Genomic DNA, 16,941 nt, shown 5'->3' on the forward strand with positions numbered 1-16,941 from the left:
AGATTCGATGCGCCAGGGTATCATCGTGTTCGCCGACTCCGCCCCCGCCGGATCGCCAGCGCAAGCGCGTCTGCTGGCGACGATGGAGGCGCTCCGGGGCGTGGCTGAGGCGGTCCCGTTTCTGGCCTACGCAGACGCTCAGCACACCCAGACGCTGCGTGACCTCGTGGGCGGTCCACCGCCCCGCTTCTTTCCTCAGGCCAACCGACCGCAATTGGGCGAACGGCTGGCGCAGGCCTTCGCCTTCCTGTTCATCCAGGACTACGAACGCGTGGTGCTGCTGACGGAGCAGTTCGAACCGCGGCGCGCCGAGGAGATCCAGCAGGCCTTGCAGGCCCTGAGCGAAGCCGCCTGCTGCATCGAAGAGCGCAACGGGGCTTACATGGTCGCCGTGCGACGCGCAGACTTCCCCCTGGTGGCCCCGATCTTCGATGAGGTACGCTGGGACAGGCCCGGAGCCAAATCCGAGGCCGATGCGTTGCTGGCCGCCGCCAGCGATACCTGAGCGAGCAACCGCGACACGGACGCGGGGAAAGAGAGACCAGCGCCATGGCCATGCACCACGCGGCCCCACAGGCCGGAAATCCGGGCGGTGGGCAGCAAGTCTTCAAACCCCGGGCCTCCGTCTACAAGTTCCAGTCCTATTACCCCCTGATCGCGGCCGGCCTGGTCGTCGCGGTGGCGGCCGGGGCGGCGATCGCCTACGGGCTGCGTGCCTGGCTGCCCCTGTGGTGGATGATCCCTCTTTTCATGGCCTTCCCGGCCGTTTCGGTGGGGGTCGGCGCGATCTACGCCCAGCGCCTCACCCGATCGCGCATCGTGCTGGACGGGGAGCGGTTGCGAATCTTCTCGGGCCAGAACCTGGAAGCCAACATTCCCTGGAGCCACATCACGCGGCTGACCGTTCGCCGCGAACGCAACCAGGAAATCTTCGAAATCTGGTTGCGGGACCAACCCGTTCAGCTGCCGGTGGCCTTCTTTGAGCAGGGCGAGGGATTGCTCCAGGCCGTCAGCGCCCGCACCCGCCGTCCCTGGGAACGCCCCCGAGCACGGGCCTGAGCGCGCCTGATTGGATTGCCACGACCCTCTTCCCGTGCTACGCTGGGCCTCGTTCACGTTGGCTGCGGACCCTTGATGTGTTTCGGGCTACATTTTTTGAACAAGGGAACCCACATCTCAGAGGGTGGCCGTAAACCGTCCTTGCAGGCGGAAACTTCAAACCCTCCGGCGGGAACCCACCTGGTGAACCAGGGTTCGAAAGCCGTCAGGTCCGTAGCGCCAACGTGGACGAAGCTGCTCGACCGGCCCTGGTCGGGCAGCTTCGTTGTTTGATGCGCGCCCCGTTGCCTGGACGATCGCCATGCCCGCCTGGTCCCTCTTCCTGCCCGACGCCGACGCCACCGAACGTCTGGGCCACTGGCTGGGTCAGACGGCCCGCCCGGGCGATGTGCTGCTGCTACACGGCAACCTCGGGGCCGGCAAGACGACGCTGGTGCGAGGACTGGCGCGCGGATTGGCCCTGGACGCCGAGGTGACCTCGCCGACCTTTGCGCTGGTGCAGACCTATGGGGGGCACCCCGCGCTGCACCACCTGGACCTTTACCGGCTGGAAACGGCCGAGGTGCTCGCCGCTGGACTCGATGAATACTGGGAAGCCGGCGATGCGGTGTGTGCGATCGAATGGCCGGAGCGCCTCCGCGGCGACGGCCTGGACCTCCGGCCCGCCGCCAGCCTGGCGCTCAGCCTGACCGCCGAGGAGCCGGAGGGAAGACAGGCCGCGTTCCAGGCCGAAACAGGCGGCCGGCCGTCTGAATGGCTTGCGGCCCTCGAGACGGTCGCGCGTGAGGCGGGAGTCGTGGCGTGATCCTCGGCATCCACACCGCCACGCCGCAGCTCTCATTGGCCCTGGTCGAGGACGGCACCGTGCTGGCCGAGGCCAGTCAGGCGGTCGGCAACGCCCATTCCGAAGCCCTCTTCGTGCAACTGGAAAGCCTGTTTGCCTGGGTCGGGCGGCCGCGCACGGCGCTGCGGGCGGTCGGTGTGGCCATGGGACCAGGGGGCTTCACGGGGGTCCGCACCGGCATGGCGGCCGCCAAGACGATCGCCCAGTTCTGCCAGCTGCCCGTCTACGGCATCCCAACCCTCGAGGCCCTGGCGGCACAGTTCCCCAGCACCGGCCCGGTGGTCGCGGCCCTCGACGCCCGCCGCGATCTGGTGTTTGCCGGGGTCTGGCGCACCGATGGCGCCCAACCCGAACCGATCGTCCCGGCGGGACTGCACGCCGTGGACGAGTGGCTCACGCGGGTGCAGGAACTGACCGGCGAGGGGCCTGTCTGGTGGATCGGGGAAGGCGCCTGGTGTCACCGGGAACGCATCCGCACCAGCCACGCGAACTGGCATGTGCCGGAGGCGATCGCCCATGTGGCCGGGGCCGTTTCCGTCGCCAGCCTGGCCGAACGGCGCCTGGCGGCCGGACATCCCTCGGATGGCCCGACGCTCGCGCCCCAGTACCTGAGAGAGCCGCAAGCCGTGATCAACTGGGAAGCTCGGCAGGCGGAAGCGCCTGCGGGAGGAGGCCGGGAATGATCGCCATTCGCCCCATGCAAGGGGCCGACCTGCCCCGTGTGGTGGAAGTCGAGCGCGCCTGTTTCGGCGAGCGCTGGAGCCAGCGCGCCTTCGAAAACGAACTGGCCAACGTGGCGAGCCGTTATTTCGTCTGCGAGTGGGACGGTCGGATCGTCGGCTACGCCGGCTACTGGTTGATCCTTGAGGAGGCCCACATCACCGCCATCGGGACCGATCCCGCCTACCAGCGTCGGGGCCTGGGCGAGCGCCTGCTGCTGCACCTGATCGACCATGCCGCCAGGGCCGAAGCCCGCTGGCTGACGCTGGAAGTGCGGGCCAGCAACGTGGCCGCCATCCGGCTGTACGAGAAATATGGCTTCAGCTCGCTCGGGCGCCGCAAGGCCTATTACCAGGACAACCAGGAAGACGCCCTGGTGATGTGGACGGAAAACATCGAACAACCGGAATATCAGGCCCTTCTCGCTCGCCTGCGGGACGCCTTGCAGACCCGCCCCTGAAGCCGCGCCTGTCCCGCTGGACCCCGTGGAGAGGCCGCCAGAAGCCGGGCCATCCCACCGGCCAAGGCGGATCCTGAACGGGCATCACGGCGATCGAGCCAGCACCGGTTTGTCCCGCCTGGTGTCTGTTTCGTCACAAGCGTGTCCGGGTACGAACGTGAAAGTCGGGAATCGGACGACCTGGCCTTGCCAATGTTTTCAGGTGGGCCACGCGGCGTGCCACGGAGGGAAATGCATGCGGACCATGCGGTGGTGTTTGGGTCTTTCGCTCGGGCTCTCGGGCTGCGCGCCCCTGCCCTTGCAGCAGCTTAGCGGGGCCCAGTTTGCCCTGGGAGAGCTGGATGGCGCCAACGTGCCGTTTCAGGACGAAGGCGGCCAGACCTATACGCTACAGTCACTGGGCGCCACCAAGTTGATCGTGCGCTTTCACCCATCCGTGCGCGGCAAACGCGTGCCCAAGGGCGGGACGCGGGTGATGAACCTGCCGAACGGGTCGGAATTGTTTCGCTTCGCCTCCCCCGCCGTAGCAGGGCGTGCCTTGGCGGTTCTCAAAAGCGATCCGGAGGTGCTGCTGGCCGAACCCGACGCGCCGCTGCGCTCGTTTTCGGCCTATTCCGGCGCTCTCAACGACCCTCTATTGGGGGGACAGCTCTACTTGAAGGCCGAACAGGCCAACGCCTCGGCAGCCTGGAGCGTCGAAGCGGGTGATGCGGCCTCCTGCTCGGTCGCGGTGCTCGACTCCGGCATTCGCTCCACCCACGAAGACCTGGCCGGCGCGCTCGATCTGGCGCCCCTCGGCGGTGCCCTGAACTACATCGCCACCCCCACGACCGACGTCACGGACAACCACGGCCATGGCACCCAGGTGGCCGGCATCATCGCGGCCCGGGCGGGCAACAGCATGGGCATCGTAGGGGTGGCGCCGCTGACCAAGGTGGTGCCCTTCAAGGTCAGCGACTCGGTCACCATCGAGACGTCAGCCGTGGCGCGGGCCCTGATGGCCGCAGCCGATCTGCCCCAGGTCGGCGTGATCAACCTGAGCCTGGGGGGTCCGACCGACGTGGCCTCACTGCGCGAAGCCGTCGACTATGCGGTGCGAAAGGGCAAGGTGGTGATCGCCGCGGCGGGGAACTCCTCGTCCTCTGCGAAAACGTATCCGGCAGCCTACAAGGGTGTACTGGCGGTGGGCGCCAGTCAGATGGCCGCCGATGGCACGCTGGGCAAGGCGTCATTCTCCAACTTTGGCGACTGGGTCAAGATCGCCGCACCGGGAAGCGTGATCTACACCACCGGCAAGGACGCGGACGACGATTATGACCAGCCATCCGGTACCAGCATGGCCGCCCCGATCGTGTCGGGCGCCGCCGCCCTGGTGCGCGTCAGACGCCCGGCCTGGAGTGCGGAACAGGTCCGCCGTCAGCTGGTCCGGACGGGCCGCTTCGGCATCCCGAGCTTCAACTCCAGCGAACTGACCCACCTGGATGTGGTGCGTGCCCTGGACGTGCCCAACACGGCCGGGACGCCGATCGACATGGCACCCGCCTTCAGCGGCGTGGTGGCCAAGGCGGGCCCCAATCCGCTCAACGAGATCATCATTGGCTGGGATTCCACCGAAGCGGTCGATCCCATGGTCAAAGCCTCGGGCGCGATGAACGTGGCGGCCACCACCACCATTTCCACACTCCGCGCCTTGATCGACAACAGCGGCGTATCGGGCAGCGTCTCCGCCACCGGCGCCATCTCCTCGAAACCGCAGGTGCTGATGACCGGACTCAAAGCCGGCACCACCTATCGATTCCTCCTGAGAGGGACGGACGAAGCGGGTCAGGAGACCCTCGACCAGGGGGTTTACACCTTCAGCACCAAGCCGGTGACCATGTCCACGCCGAATTACACGCCCGCGGTGTATTCGCCGACCCTGACGTGGAGAACCAACGTACCGATGAAGCGGGTGCTTTACTACAGCGAAAGCGCCGACATGGCCGCATCCCAGTCAATTGTGGTGGACCAGGTACTCGACATGTCGCATTCGGTGGTGTTCCCGCGCTTGCGACCCGCGACTCGCTACTATTACCGCATCGTCTGCACGGACCGCTTTGGCAACGTGGCCCAGACCAACCCGATCGCGAGCGCTCCCTCGTTCCTGACGAGCCCGATCATCGTCTCGCAGCCGACCGTGTCGAGCAATGCCACCGGGCATCACGTGTCGTGGAGCACCAACGTGCCGACCCGCTCCCAGCTGTGGTACGGGGCCCAGGCCGGCGTCTCCGCCACGGGAACGTGCGACCCGGTCGCCACCTGCAGCATCGCAACGGGCAGTCAGGAACTGAGCACCGTACACTCGATCCGGGTGGACCGCCCCGCGGGATTGGTGGCCGACTTCCTGAAACCGGTGGCCACAGACGACATGGCCACACCAACGGTGGCGCATGGCAAGGTCGTGCAAGCCAAAACCAGCGCCATCCGGGCTTTCAACATTGCTTTCAGCGACATCCAGGCCACTTCGGCCGTGTTGAACTTCACCACCGAGCGCCTGGCCACCGTGGAAATTGCCACCTCCACCCTGGCCACCCCCTCCTCGCTGACCTACAGCAACCTGGCCGGCGGCACGGCGGGCACCCATTTCAGGGAAAACCTGCTCGGCTTCGCTCCTGCCACTCGTTATTATGTCTGGCTGCGCCTGAGGGCCTACCGGGAAGCCACCGCGTCAGGCGATGGCGGTCTGGTTGTCCAGCCCGTTGGCAATGTGCTGACCAAACCGGTGCCCTGATATCAATGGATGCGGGCGGCCCGGGCAAGTCCTGCGGGATTTGACCCGGGCCTTTTTTAACCCCGCCTCAAGGAGCTCCGCATGCCATATCGGACGTCATGGGGGCCTCGGGGTGTGGTACAACCATCGCATCGCCGCCTGTCGTTCCCGAGGATGCCCGCTTCCATGCTGACCGCCGTGCGCTCGCACTTCGCCACCCTGCTGTCGATCGGAACCTGTGCCTGGGCTTTGGGAGCCGGTGGCGCGTCGGTGGCTCAAACGCTGGAGGACCCTCAGGCGCATCTGCTGGTGCAGGTCATGAGCACCACCGATGTGCATGGCCGGATCTACCCCACCAATTATTACGGCGACAAGGGCGACGAGCCCGTCGGGGTGGCCCGCGTGAGCACCCTGGTCAATGGCATCCGCGCGAAAAACCCCCACACCCTGCTGGTCGACTCCGGCGATTGCCTGCAGGGCACGCCGCTCACTTACTACCACGCCCGCCTCGCGCCCCGGGCCCTGAACCCCATGGTGGCCGCCTACAATGCCATGCGTTTCGATGCCTTCGCGGTCGGCAACCATGAATACAACTACGACCTTCCCTACCTGCTGAAGGCCCGCGACGAGGCCCGCTATCCCTTCGTGTCGGGCAACATCTATCACCACGGCACCCGCAAGCCGGTCTTCCGGCCCTACACGATCAAGACGGTGGGCGGCGTGCGGGTGGGCATTCTGGGCTTCACCACACCCGGGGTGGCCGTCTGGGACCGCCGCTTCGTGCAGGGCAAGCATGACTTCGGGGACATCACCGAAGCCTGCGGGCGCTGGCTGCCCGAGTTGCAGGCCGAGGGGGTGGATGCCGTGGTGGTGATCATCCACTCGGGGCTGGGCGAGCCCTACGAGCCGACTTTTGGCGGCTATTCGGCCGATGACGGACTGCCGGAGGAAAACGTCTGCGCCAAGCTGGCCGACACCTATCCGGCCATTGACGCGATCCTGCTCGGGCATTCGCACAAGGAACTGCCCAAGCTGATCCGCAACGGCGTGTTGCTGGCCCAGGCCAAGAAGTGGGGCGAGCGGCTGGTGGTGGTCGACCTCAACTTTCAGCGCCAGGGCGAGCGCTGGAAATTGACCCACAAGGACTCGCGCAGCCTGACCACTGAAGGCGTCAGCCCCGATCCGCAGGTGCTGGCCGTGGCCCGCAAGGCCCATGAGGACACCGTGGCCTACGTCAACTCGGTGGTGGGGGCCTCGACGGCCGTCTGGAGTTCGGCGCGTTCCCGCATCGAGGACACGCCGATCATGGACCTGGTGAACGAGGTGCAACGCGCCAAGAGCGGTGCTCAGTTGTCGGCCGCCAGTGTCTTCAACGCCTCGGCCCACCTGCCCAAGGGCCCGCTGCGCGTGTCCGACATCGCAGCCCTGTACGTCTATGAGAACACGCTCACGACCGTGCAACTGACGGGGACGCAATTGAAGGAGTACCTGGAAACCAGTGCGGCTTTCTTCGCGCCCTACAAGCCGGGGGCGCCGATTTTCGATGATCGACCGGCCTACAACCACGACATGGTGCAAGGGGTGGACTACACGATCGACGTGACCCGACCGGCCGGCGACCGCATCACGCGCCTCGAGTACCTGGGGCAGGCCGTCAAGCCCGACCAGCTCTTCACCATGGCCCTCAACAGCTACCGGCAAAATGGCGGCGGGGCTTACAAGATGCTCAAGCAAGCCCCGCTGAAAGGGGTCGTGAATGTCGAGATCCGCGACCTCATGCTGGACTGGGTGAGGGAGCAGAAGACGATCGATCCGGGCAAGGTCTTCAAGTCCAACTGGCGCTTGGCGCCGGAAGGTGTCATCGCGACGGACGGCAAGCACTACCGCTGAACGAAAAACTTAACTCAAGCTTTGCCTCGTTTTACGCCATAATGGCATCAGTCCCTCGCGGGGGCCGATCGCACGCGTCAGAAAGGAGGCCGCTTGTCCCACGCACGCCATGCATGCGGACTGCTGCTCTGGGCGCTTGGTCTGAGCGCCTGCCAGGCGACCGCGCCCTGGAACGCCCCCACAGGCCCGTCTCAACGCCTGCAAGCGACGCCGCGAGGCCAGGCAGACCCGCTCAGCGCGATCGTCCGCTGGAAGCCTGGCACCTCACCGAACGCCGTCCACACGACGCTGGGCGGCCTGCGGCTGACGCTGCGGCGACATCTGCCCGCCCTGAACGCCAGCAGCGTGTCCTGGAGCAGCGGCGCGGGCCCGAGCGCCGGCCTGATGGCCAGTGGGCTGGTGGCGGCCATCGAACCCAATCACATCTGGCGCCTGTCACCCCGACGGGCCGCCCCGCGGGCGCTGGGCTTCAGCCTCAAGCAGGCCGAGGACCCCGGTTACGCGCAACGCCACTGGGGCCAGACCCGCATCGGGGCCGACCGGCTTTGGTCGCAGTATCGCGGTGCGCCGCGCACGCTGGTGGCCGTGATCGACACCGGCATCGACCTGCAGCACCCGGATCTGCGGGGGGCCCTGGTGCCCGGCTTCACCACCTTTGCGGAGAGCAGCCCGCAGGACTATGAAGGCCATGGCACCCACGTGGCCGGCATCATCGCCGGTCAGGGCAGCGGCCAACCCGGCGTGCGAGGCGTCGCGCCGGATTGTCGCATCATGCCGATCAAGGTCATGGGCCCGCGCGGTCGCGAAGGCCGGGTCGAGAACGTCGTCGCCGGCATCATCTGGGCCGTGGATCACGGGGCCCAGGTATTGAACATGAGCCTGGGTGATGAGGGCACCAGCCCGCTGCTGCGCGATGCGATCCGCTACGCCCGCGAGCGCGACGTGGTGGTGGTGGCGGCCTCGGGCAACTTCGAGGAAGGTCGTCACGCCAGCACGAACACGATGAACTACCCGGCGGCCCTGCCCGGTGTGATCGCGGTCGGGGCGGTGGATGACCGCGAAAACCTGGCTGATTTCTCGTTCTGGGGCCACTGGCTGTCCGTGACGGCGCCCGGCGTGGACATTCATTCCAGCGTCCCGGCGGATGGCGATGAACGCGGAGCGTACATGAGCGAACAGGGCACCAGCATGGCGGCCCCGTTCGTGGCCGGGGTTGCAGCGCTGGTGCGCAGCCGCCATCCGGACTGGAACGCGGCCCAGGTTCAAACCCGCCTGGAAAAAACCGCCCATGATCTGGGGGCACCGGGATACGATCCCCGCTTCGGGCACGGCCGCCTCGATGCCTACCGGGCCGTGCTGGGTCCCTGAGCCCAACCGGCCGTGCCGCGACGCCTGGGGGAATCTCTCAAACGCCTGACCCGGCCAAGCGGCTGGCTGGTTCCGGTGCTCCTGCTCAGCGGCCACGCGTTCACCGCACCCGGAAGGTCCGAGCCCCCCGTCGTCGAGGGCCCCTATCTGCTCGGACCGCCCGGCCTCGAACTGCCTCCCCCCCCTGCGCCCTGGTCCCAGGCGGCCTGGGACGATCGCCTGGCCGTCTCGCGCTGGCAAGCGCAGCCGCCGGCCGGCAGCGCCGAAGCGCAGGCGCTCTGGCTGAGCCAGGACCCTGTTCTGGCCTGGGGCCATCCGCTGCTGCTACGGCTGGCCAGCCTGGAACGCCCCGACCCGCCACGGGCCGCGCGCACCTTGGCGCTGTTCCATGCGACGTGCCACGACGTGAGCGTGGCCGTCTGGCAGGCACGCGCACAGCACCGTCGCCCAGGACCGGCCCGTCGTCTGGGAGCGGCACAAGGCCCGGGAGCGGGGTCCGCGTCCGAGGCGATCGCCTCGTATCCGGATCACGGGGCCGCCGTGGCCGCTGCCGCCAGTCGGTTGCTGGGCGCCCTCTTTCCGGAGGCCGCCCAGGGCCTGCAACGCCAGGCCGACGCCGTGGCCTGGCTGGGCGTGGCCGCGGGCCAGGCCTACCCTTCCGATATACGGGCCGGCTGGCAGATCGGTCAGGCCGTGGCAGTTCGCGCCCTCCAGCGCCTGCAGCGCGATCCCCTCCGCCTGCCCGCGAGCGCCCGGACGCCCGCCCGCTGGGCCCTCAGTCCGGAAGCGGCCCACTGGCAGTGCTGGAGCCGCCCCGCGCCACCGCCCCTGCGGGCGCCGGAGGAATCGGCCGCCCGCCGCGCCGAGTGGCGGCGCGCCGTCGACCAGTTGGGCATCCGCGAGCGGGCGATCGCCATGAAGTGGCTCCGCCAGGACATGGCCCAGCACTGGTATGTCCGGGCCGCCGCCCTGGCCCGCAAGGAAAAGCTCGCAGGGCCCGAACTGGCCCGCGTAATGGCCGGCACCAGCCTGGCGCTGTCGGATGCCGCGGTGACCTGCTGGGCCTTGCAGGCGCGCTTCAAGCGTCCCCAGCTGGCCACGCAGCTGCCGGGATTCCGCCCCCTGCTGCCGGCCCCGGACCACCCCGGCTTCCCGGCCGACACGGCCGCCATGGCCCAGGCCGCGGCCACCTACCTGGGAAGCGTCTTTCCGCTCGCCCGAGCAGGCCTGGCGCGCGAGGCAGGGGAAGCCGCCGAGGCGGCCATCTTCGCCGGCTGGGGCGATCGCCTGGACCGCGACGCTGGCGTGCGCGTGGGCGAGGCGGTGGGGCAGGCCGTGATCCGGCTGACGAGTCGGCTGGACCATCCCCAGCACGAAGCGCCCACGCGCGCCCCATGACCGCCGGCCCGCCTCACCCCGAAGCCGGGGAGCGTCAGGCCATCAGTCGTCGTGGCGGTGGAACCGGTGCGTCGAGGGACGGGAAGGAAAGGCACCGGCCTGCTGACAAGCGCCACACAGGCCGGAAAACTCCAAGCGATGCGCCTCGATCGCGAACTGCGACTGGCTCGCGATCACCTGCTCGATCAGTTCCATCCCGGGGCAGTGGACCTCCTCGATCGCCCCGCAGCGACGGCACAGCAGATTGTGATGACAGTGCTGCATCTGCGGCCGGTGGCAATCGTGTTCGGGCGCGAGCTGACAGCGCCGGTACTTGCCGGTGGAGAGCACCCGGTGCACCAGATCATTCTCTTCGAGGGTTTGCAGGATGCGGTACATGCTGACCACATCGCCCTTCTCGCCCTGACCTCGCAGCGATTCAGCCAGCTCATAGGGCGACAGCGGCGTCTCCGCTGCCGCCAGGGCTTCGAGCACCAGCTTGCGCGGTCGGGTTTGGCGGTAGCCGCGCGCCTTCAAGAGCGCCATGGCCATCTCGGGATAGGACACGCCGGTCTCCTTGGGGGGAACACGCAATTAGCGGGGGCAGCGCCATGATAGCAGCCAGCGGGCGATAAGCCTGGCTCGCCGGGGAACAATGGCCAGGTGCCATCGCCGTCTGCACCCCCGACCCTGCCCGCCGGTTTCGTGCGCCGCGCCCTCGGACATCCCGGGACGCCGCCGGCTTGCGTCGTGGTGACGGCAGGACCCGGCTTCGGCAAGAGTTTTGCGCTGCACGAATTGCGCCTGCGCCTCGACGCCTCAGGCCCCCTCCTGTGGCTCACGCTGCAACCAGGCGACGCCTCGACCGGCCGCTTCTTCCGACGCCTGCTGGCAGCCCTGGAGCACACGATTCCCGGCCTGTCTGCGGCGGTCTTCGTGCCTCCCGAGGAAGGCCCTGAAGCGGCTCAGGCAGCCTGGCGCGCGCTGTTCGAGGCGCTGGACTCCTACGGCGCCCCATCCTTCAGCTGGATCTTCGATGACGTCCACCTGGCCTTGGGAGCGGGGGGGCATTGGTTGAAAGCCCTGGGACCTTGGCTGGGGCATCTGAGGCCCGAACAACGCCTCGTGCTCGCCTCCCGGCAGCGACTGCCCCTGCCCCTGCGTCGTCTGGTGGCCGGCGGCCTGGCCTGGGACATCGGACAAGCGGAGCTGGCTTTCTCGTTGCCGGAGGCAGAGGCCCTGCTGGAAGCACGCTCACTGCCAGTTCCGTTGGACCTGGCCGCGCGGGTGACGGCGTGTGCCGGCTGGCCGCTGGGGCTGGCCTGGGGGGCGACGCGCGCCCCCGGGCCGCTCGCCCGCAGCTGGCAGGGGGCCGTCCGCGAGGTGGTGGAGGAGGTCCTCGATCAGCAAGACGAGGCCGGACGGCAGCTGTTGCTGGGTCTCGCCCTGCTGGGGGAATTCGACGCGGCGCTGGTTCAGGAGGTCCTGACGGCGCCGCAGGCGGAACAGGCCCTGGCGGTCTTGCAGGACCAGCACCTGGTGGAACCCGGTGACGTGGGGCTGCGGCTGGCGCCCCATCTGCTCCAGGGGCTGCGGGACGCCAGCCGCCAGGCCTGGGAAGCGTCTCGCCGCCAGGCCATCCACCGGATGGCCGCGGGGCGTCTGGCGGTGGCCCAACGCCCGGAGCAAGCGCTGGAACAAGCCTGGCTGGGCGGTGACTGGGACCAGGTGGCCGAGCTGGCCGCAGTGGTGTTTCCGCGCTGGCGCTTCGACCAGCGCCAGGCGGCGATCGCCGAGGTGATCGAAGCGGTGCCGGAGGATGTCCAGGCCAGGAGCCCTTTCTGGTCGCTGTGGGAGGGTCACCTGGCCAGCTGGAGCGGCCTGCACGCCGAAGCCACCATCCTGTATCAGGAGGCCGCCCGCCTGTACACCCAGCAGGAAGACGCGGCGGGACACTTCAAGGCGCTCTATCGCTGCCTGTACGTGGCCCTGATCCAGCAGGACCACAGCCAGATCGCCACGCTGCGCGCGGCGGCCGCGCCCCTTCTATCTTCGGCCAGCTCGGAAGATCGGGCGGACTGGGCCCTGGCGGAGGCCTACTGCGCGGAACAGGCTGGCGACATGGCGGCCATGCGCGAGCACAACCTGGCCGTGCTGGAGGTGGCGATCGCCGGCTCGCGCGAGGTGGCGGCCAGCCAGGCGATCGCCCTGATCAACCTGCACACCCACGCCCTGCACGCGGGCGCCCTCCAGGAGGCGACCAGATGGATCCAGCAGGCCCGCGCGGTGGCGGACACCTGGTCGCTGACCTCTTACGGCACCTATGCGGTCATCCTGGAGGCCCACCTGGCGCTCTGGCAGGGTCAGCTCGAAGCAGCGGGCGTGGCCTTCCGGGCGCTGCCGGCCGACTGGCCCGCCCGACTGGACTGGCACGACCGCGCCTGCGCCCACGTGATGCAGGCCGCCTGGCACCAGGCAGAGGGGGCCTACGACGCGGCCGAGGCGGCGGTGGCCGAGGCCCGCGCCCTGTTCGCGGCCGCGGGCTTCGCCCAGGGGCTCAAGCTGGTGGCCGAGCGCGAGGCCTGGCTGGCGATCGCCCGTCGCCAACCCGAGCGGGCGCTGGCCATCATCGAACCGGCCCTCGACGACGCGCCGAGCCTGTACGAGGCCGCCCTGCACCTGCCGCGCTGCCGCGCCTGGATCATGCAGGGCGAGGCCGCCCGGGCCCTGCCCGTGCTCGCCAGCGTGGAGATGGCCTTCACGCGTCTGGGAGCCGGCCTGCATGCCGCGCGGGCAGGCCTGCACCGCGCCCTGGCCGAGCAGCAAGCGGGCAAACGCCTCGCCGCGGAGGCGCGCCTGGAAACGGTTCGGGCGCGCATCACGGAGGCCGGTTGGGACTTCTTGCTGCACGAGGACCAGGCCCTCTGGCAAGCGCTGGGGGAGCAAGCGCAGCCGGCCGAGGCAACCCAGGAAGGGCTGGAAATCCGCCTGTTGGGTTCCTTCGAGGTGCGCCGAGGCGGGGTGCGGGTCGACCAGTGGGCGCGTCGCCGCCCCCAGATCCTGCTGGCGGCCCTGGTGCTGTATCCGCACGGGCTGAACCTGGCCGAACTGGCCGACGTGCTCGGTGAAGCCGGGGCCGAGAGCAAGTGGCGTGTCACGGTGTCGTACCTGCGTCAGGCGTTGGAGCCTGGGCTGGCCAAAGGGCGCGCCTCCCACTACGTGCGCATGGTGCATGACCGCTACCAGCTGGACCCGGACGGCCTGAGCCGGGTGGACGTGCGGCAGTTCGAAACGGCGATCGCCCGGGCCCGCCACGCCCGCGCCCAGGACCCGGCCACGGCGGCCCAGCACTACGCGACGGCCCTGCAGCACCACAGCGGCGAGTTGCTGGCCGACCCCTTCTTCGCGCGCTACTTCGAGGCGGCCCGGGAAGCCCTGCGCTTGCAAGCGGTGGAGGCGCACCTGTGGTTGCTGGACTGGTGTCTGGATCGGGGCGAGCAAGCGGGAGCCGAGACCCACCTGCGCGAGGTGATGGCGCTGGCCGCCGCCGAGGAGAGCGTCGCGCTCGCCGCCCAGCAGTACTGGCGGCGCGTGGGGGATCCCACCCGCGCCGCCCAGGTCTACTGGGACCACCGACGCGCCCGCCAGATGCGCTTCGGCCTGCCTCCCTGCGAGGCGGTCGAGGCTGCCCATCGCCAACCGCAAGCAACCGCGGCGAAACGCTGAATCAATTCGGCCTGCCGCCATTCCGCGCGGCAGTCGGGCACTAGCAGGCTCGCCAGCCCCGGACACCGTCGCTTGAAGCCGAAGGCCCAGAGGGGCCGGCGGTGGCGCGGCGCCCCTGGGCAAGAGCGGGTTCCCGGCGGTCAGGTCCGCGCGGTCAGAGCTTCTCGGCGCGGATCGCGGCCTTGATCGCCTCGATGCGCTTGCGGGTGGGGGGGTAACCGTTGTCGAGGTAGATCTTGTCGGCCATCGGCTTGGGGTCGAGCTTGTTGAGGAATTCGGCACCCGCCTGCGGATCGAAGCCGGCCCGCGCGGCAAAGCGGACTCCATCGCGGTCGGCGCGCGTTTCCTGGATGCGACGCAGGATGATCTGCTCCTGTTTGACCGCCTCTTCGACCCGGTCGCGCACGCTCTTCGGCACGCCCTCGCGACGGGCCCGCTCCTGCCAGTTCTGGAAGCGCTTCAGCGACAGGCGCGCCGCCGCGGCATCCCCGTGCACCTCGTGAGCCAGCTCGTGCCCCATGATGAAGGCCAGCTCGTCGTCGGTCTTGGCCAGCTTGAGGATCGAGTCGTGGACGCCGAACTGGCCACCGCCGGCCGAGAAGGCGTTGGGGGTCTGGCGCTGGAAGACGGTGTTCTCCAGCTTGTAGGGGCGCTCAGGCGCGACCTTGGCCAGACGGTCCATGATCGCCTGCACCCGGGCATGATCGATGCCGGTCTGCTTGGAGACCCAGACCACGTCGCTGTAGCGGAAACGGCGCGTCTTCTGGAAGTTGGTGAGCAGTTCCGGCGCGTTTTCGAGCGTCGCCCAGACCTTGGTCATCACCTTGTAAGCTTCGATCAGCTGCTTGCCCTCGGTTGCGGCCGTGACCGCCGGGGTGGGCGAGGTCAGCACCTGGGCCGCATCCTTGCGCAGCAACCGACCGATCGCCTTGCGGGTTTCCGCCTCGGGCGGCGTCTGGATGGTCTTCTCGATGCCGGCCAGCTGGCGCATCCAGTCGCTCTTGCCACGCGACCTGGAGAGCGTGTCGGCCAGCGCCCGCTCGGCCGGCGTGAGTTGCTTGGCCGTCTTGGTGATGGCCTGCTGGCGCACGAGCGAGGCCCGCTCCAGCATCGAGAGCGTCTTGACCTGCCCCTTCACGGCATTCGGCAGAGCATCCTGACCGAACGCCTCGCGGATCAGGCCCACCTCGGCCCGGGCCCCGGCCGTGACGCGCATCAGGTCTTTCTCGGCGCGGGCTTGCTGGTTGTGGAAGGCCAGGCGGGCAATCTTGGCCACACGATGCTTCACTGCGTTCATGGTTGGACTCCTCTCACACACCACCGCCAGCCCCGCTGGCTCACGAGAGGGTTGTGCCTGGAACCGGTTTCACTCGGGTTACGCCAGACCGTCCAAATGGTTAATATATGGTTAATTTAGCGGAGAGTTCAGTAGTCGATCACCAGGCGCCCCCGGTCCTCGCGCATCCCGCGCGGACGAGGCGCCTGCAAGCCCGCCAGCTTGCTCAGATCGAGGATCACGCCGTCCCCCGCCGCGCGGGCCCCGGGCAGATCGAGCAAGGCCTGGCGCAACGCGCCGGACAGCATGTCGTGCTCGTCGGGCGTGAGTTTCAACTGGCCCTCCGGCGTGAGCGAGAAGGCGATCTTCGCGCAAACCGGCACACCCAGATCTTCGGCGCCCCGGGTTTCGGCCACGCCCCGCACGAAGCCAGCCGCGCCCCCGAGCATCAGGCCGAACAGCCCCCCGATGGCGCCGGCCGAGACCCGGTAGCGGCCCTCCAGTTCCAGCACCTGCCCCTTGAAGCGCGCCGACTTGACGCTGAACTCGGGCACGCGCTGGGCGATCGCCGTGGCGACCGAGGACTCCGTGACCACCAGGCTGCCTTTCTCCACGTGCAGTTTCACCCCGCGCGGAATGTCGTTCAGGAAGATCGGGTAGTTGGCGTCGGTGCCGTTCTCGACAAAGGCCTTGGCGTCTTTCAGATTGCCGTCCGGAATCGACAGCTCGCCGCGGGCTTCGACCTCAACCCAGTTGGCCGCACCGCGCCGCGGCGCGCGGGGCGGGATGCTGGCACCATCCTCGGCAAAGCGCATGACCAGGCGCCCCTCCTGCACCTTCACCGCTTGCAAGGCGGCCGTCACCGTCGGCAGCTGACGGGTATCGACCAGCAAGGCGCCGTCGGGGGAGCGACGCGCCCCCGGGACGGCGGCGGCCATCTCGGCCAGCAGATCGCGTCCGAGCAAGCCCAGCGCCCCCCGATGCAGCAACGACAGCTGCGGTTCGACCCGCAGGGTCTGGGCGTCATGGCGCTTGAGGCGAAAATCCAGCGAAATCGGCCAGGGCACGCCCAGCCGGTCCAGGCGGGCAGCGACGCGCACGCGCCCATCTTTCAGGAAACGCACCTGCGGATCGCTCAGCCCCTGCTGCGCCAGCGCCACGCCCCCGAGCTGACGCACGATCGTGGTGGCCTCCTGCTCACGCACCCGCACTTCGCCGCTGTGGATGCGCACCGCGTACGAGCCCCAGTCGAGCGGCTTGAGCGGATCCGCCGGCGTGAGGTCGGTCAGGGTGGCGTCCAGATGCACCACATCCGCGCCCCAGCTTCCGTCCGGCGAGGCGACCCAGCCGCCCTGGGTGACCACGTGGGCCTGGTTGGTGGCCCGCGGATCCAGCGGCGGCTGATTGGGACGAATATCCGGCATCCAGAACCTCATCGACGGGCAAGAAGATAATCGTCATGTTCCACCGCT

At 68.8% G+C, this 16,941-nt stretch carries 13 protein-coding genes and 1 other RNA gene; 11 read left to right on the forward strand and 3 right to left on the reverse strand.

Annotated elements, in window-relative coordinates; all coding sequences use genetic code 11:
- Positions 1-7: 7 nt before the first annotated feature.
- The 10 genes from VKP62_10130 (at position 8) to VKP62_10175 (ending at position 10,488) form a co-directional block, all read left to right on the forward strand.
- Positions 8-505, forward strand: coding sequence for a DUF2064 domain-containing protein (locus tag VKP62_10130; GenBank protein MEB3197547.1), 498 nt, complete (start codon positions 8-10; stop codon positions 503-505).
- Positions 506-549: 44 nt separating this feature from the next.
- A complete protein-coding gene (locus VKP62_10135) occupies positions 550-1,059 on the forward strand; it encodes a hypothetical protein (protein MEB3197548.1) in 510 nt (169 codons plus the stop codon).
- 46 nt (positions 1,060-1,105) lie between these two features.
- Positions 1,106-1,295, forward strand: a non-coding RNA gene (gene ssrS / locus VKP62_10140) — 6S RNA.
- Positions 1,296-1,360: 65 nt separating this feature from the next.
- Entirely contained in the window at positions 1,361-1,864 is a 504-nt protein-coding gene (gene tsaE, locus VKP62_10145; protein ID MEB3197549.1) for a tRNA (adenosine(37)-N6)-threonylcarbamoyltransferase complex ATPase subunit type 1 TsaE, read from the forward strand.
- The gene (tsaB, locus tag VKP62_10150; GenBank protein ID MEB3197550.1) at positions 1,861-2,586 is read left to right on the forward strand and encodes a tRNA (adenosine(37)-N6)-threonylcarbamoyltransferase complex dimerization subunit type 1 TsaB; all 726 of its coding nucleotides are present in this window, start codon (positions 1,861-1,863) and stop codon (positions 2,584-2,586) included. The genes tsaE and tsaB overlap by 4 nt, the downstream gene beginning before the upstream one ends.
- A complete protein-coding gene (rimI, locus tag VKP62_10155; GenBank protein MEB3197551.1) occupies positions 2,583-3,083 on the forward strand; it encodes a ribosomal protein S18-alanine N-acetyltransferase in 501 nt (166 codons plus the stop codon). The genes tsaB and rimI overlap by 4 nt, the downstream gene beginning before the upstream one ends.
- A gap of 235 nt (positions 3,084-3,318) precedes the next feature.
- Positions 3,319-5,853 (forward strand): S8 family serine peptidase, encoded by a 2,535-nt coding sequence (locus VKP62_10160; protein ID MEB3197552.1) that lies wholly within the window; start codon positions 3,319-3,321, stop codon positions 5,851-5,853.
- Positions 5,854-6,018: 165 nt separating this feature from the next.
- Positions 6,019-7,722: a 5'-nucleotidase C-terminal domain-containing protein gene (locus VKP62_10165; GenBank protein MEB3197553.1), complete on the forward strand. Its 1,704-nt coding sequence runs from the start codon at positions 6,019-6,021 to the stop codon at positions 7,720-7,722.
- Positions 7,723-7,815: 93 nt separating this feature from the next.
- Positions 7,816-9,090: a S8 family serine peptidase gene (locus VKP62_10170; GenBank protein MEB3197554.1), complete on the forward strand. Its 1,275-nt coding sequence runs from the start codon at positions 7,816-7,818 to the stop codon at positions 9,088-9,090.
- A gap of 12 nt (positions 9,091-9,102) precedes the next feature.
- On the forward strand, positions 9,103-10,488 hold the full coding sequence (locus tag VKP62_10175; protein ID MEB3197555.1) for a hypothetical protein: 1,386 nt from the start codon (positions 9,103-9,105) through the stop codon (positions 10,486-10,488).
- A gap of 42 nt (positions 10,489-10,530) precedes the next feature.
- Here VKP62_10175 and VKP62_10180 read toward each other — a convergent pair whose 3' ends face one another.
- Complete coding sequence (locus tag VKP62_10180; GenBank protein MEB3197556.1) at positions 10,531-11,034, reverse strand: Fur family transcriptional regulator; 504 nt, start codon at positions 11,032-11,034, stop codon at positions 10,531-10,533.
- Positions 11,035-11,130: 96 nt separating this feature from the next.
- Between VKP62_10180 and VKP62_10185 the strand changes: the two genes are divergently transcribed.
- A complete protein-coding gene (locus VKP62_10185; GenBank protein MEB3197557.1) occupies positions 11,131-14,193 on the forward strand; it encodes a hypothetical protein in 3,063 nt (1,020 codons plus the stop codon).
- A gap of 154 nt (positions 14,194-14,347) precedes the next feature.
- Here VKP62_10185 and VKP62_10190 read toward each other — a convergent pair whose 3' ends face one another.
- Together VKP62_10190 and VKP62_10195 are read right to left on the reverse strand one after the other, a co-directional pair.
- Positions 14,348-15,490 (reverse strand): M48 family metallopeptidase, encoded by a 1,143-nt coding sequence (locus tag VKP62_10190; protein MEB3197558.1) that lies wholly within the window; start codon positions 15,488-15,490, stop codon positions 14,348-14,350.
- A 128-nt stretch (positions 15,491-15,618) separates the two neighbouring features.
- Positions 15,619-16,893 (reverse strand): hypothetical protein, encoded by a 1,275-nt coding sequence (locus VKP62_10195; protein ID MEB3197559.1) that lies wholly within the window; start codon positions 16,891-16,893, stop codon positions 15,619-15,621.
- Positions 16,894-16,941 lie beyond the last annotated feature (48 nt).

The sequence above is a fragment of the Candidatus Sericytochromatia bacterium genome (assembly GCA_035285325.1).
Lineage (GTDB): Bacteria > Cyanobacteriota > Sericytochromatia > S15B-MN24 > JAQBPE01 > JAYKJB01.